Consider the following 1,883-nt stretch of genomic DNA (forward strand, 5'->3'; position numbering starts at 1 on the left):
CCCTGTGTGCGCAACCCCTGCAGCACGGCCACGAGGCAGTCATCGCGTTTCTGCTCGAACTCAGGGATGGTTAGTTTCTCGGCCCGAGCGTCTGACTGCTCAGCGAGCTTGTCCAGGAAGGCGTCGGTATGCTCGGGCACGTCAGTGAACTTCGTCCACGGCTCCTTCAGCTGCACCGGTCCCCATTTCTCCATGCTGTGGCGCATGGCGGCCCCACCGCCGCCAAAGCTGAAGGAGCTGAAGGGCCCGATGACCGCCCGGCGCAGTCCGAAGGAGTAGCGGATCGCATCATCGACCTCCTCCACGGTGGCCAAATCATCGTGCACCAGCCACAGCGCCTCGCGCCACATCGCCTCCTGCAGCCGGTTCGCGATGAATCCGTGCACCTCTTTGCGCACCACGAGGGGGTGCATTCCCACAGCCCGGAAGATCTCCGCCGCCCGCTCGAGCGAGCTGGGTGCCGTGCTCGCGCCGCCGCATAGTTCAACCAGCGGCAGCAGGTACACCGGGTTGAACGGGTGCGCGACGAGCAGGCGCTCGGGATGGTCCACCCCTGCCGCCAGCAACGACGGCCGAAATCCCGACGTCGAGGAGCAGATCGGGGCCCCAGGCGCCGCTGCGCGGCAGGCGGCTGCGAGCAATTGCTGCTTGAGCTCCAAGCGCTCCGGCGCGGACTCCTGCACGAGCTCCACGCCGTGCACCGCGTCCGCGATCGACTCCACCACCGTCAACGCCCCCTCGGCCGGCAGCGGGACCTGCGTCAGCCGCCGATATGCCCGCCGTGCGTTGGCCAACTGCTGCTGCACGCGCTCGACCGCACCAGCGGCGGGGTCATACAGCCGCACGTCCACTCCGTTGAGAATAAACCGTGCGGCCCACCCGCCGCCGATGATCCCGCCCCCCAGCAACCCGACCGCTCGCGGCCGCCTCTCAGACATGACCTCTGATTCCTCGGACATAGAGCTTGATTTCCTCAGACATGAACTTTTAACGCGAGCTTCTCGCGTACCGCATCCGGGCTCATCACCCGCACCCCGATCCGCTCGAGAATCTCTATTGCTCGCTGCACGAGCTCGGCGTTGGTCGCCAGACGACCACGGGAGAGATATAGATTATCCTCTAAGCCCACCCGCACGTTCGCGCCGACCAACGGCGCCAGCGCCACATACGGAAGCTGCATCCGTCCAATCGAGAAAGCCGAGTAGACGGAATGCGGCGGGAGTTGGTGCACCAGCGCCATCAGCGTGGTCGGATCTTCCGGCGCGCCGTAGCGAATCCCCATGCACAACTGGATCAACGGCGGATCGTTAATCAGCCCCTCTTTGATCAACTCGTGCACCTGTACCAGATGCCCGGTATCGAACACCTCGAGCTCAGGACGCACTCCGAGCTTCTGCAAGCGCGCTGCCATCGCGCGCAGCATCCCGGGGGTGTTGGCCATGATGTATTCGCTGTGGGGGCCGAAGTTCATCGATCCGCAATCCAGCGTGCAGATCTCGGGACGCAGCTCCTCCACATGGACCAGCCGCTCGAGCGCGCCCAACATGTCCGTTCCAGCCCCCGGTGGAAACGGAGAGTCTGCCCCACCCAGCACGAGCTCGCCACCCATGCCGCCAGTCAGGTTGATCAGAGGATTCACGTCCGACTTCCGAATGCGCTGCACGACTTTCCGATACAGTGCCGGATCCCGCGAGCCACGCCGAGTTTCGGGATCACGCACGTGGATGTGCACCACTGCCGCCCCCGCCCGCGCCGCCTCGATCGCCGAATCCGCGATCTGCTCCGGGCTCACCGGCACATGCGGGCTACGCTCCACCGCATTCCCGCCCCCTGTGACCGCACAGGTAATGAACACCTCAGAGATCATCCTCACCTTCTCCTTT

Annotated in this window: 2 protein-coding genes; both read right to left on the reverse strand. The window is 65.0% G+C overall.

Annotated elements, in window-relative coordinates:
• Positions 1-959: 3-hydroxyacyl-CoA dehydrogenase NAD-binding domain-containing protein (locus ACZBJS_RS42395; RefSeq protein ID WP_463440319.1), on the reverse strand; the 959-nt coding region annotated here is incomplete at its 3' end.
• A 14-nt stretch (positions 960-973) separates the two neighbouring features.
• Complete coding sequence (locus ACZBJS_RS42400) at positions 974-1,867, reverse strand: beta-keto acid cleavage family enzyme (protein WP_463440320.1); 894 nt, start codon at positions 1,865-1,867, stop codon at positions 974-976.
• Positions 1,868-1,883: the final 16 nt, after the last annotated feature.

Source organism: Bradyrhizobium sp. KZN70725, assembly GCF_055264925.1.

Excerpts from the sequence above, each read along its gene's own strand:
- ACZBJS_RS42400 (WP_463440320.1), bottom strand. The coding sequence starts at position 1,867 with ATGATCTCTGAGGTGTTCATTACCTGTGCGGTCACAGGGGGCGGGAAT.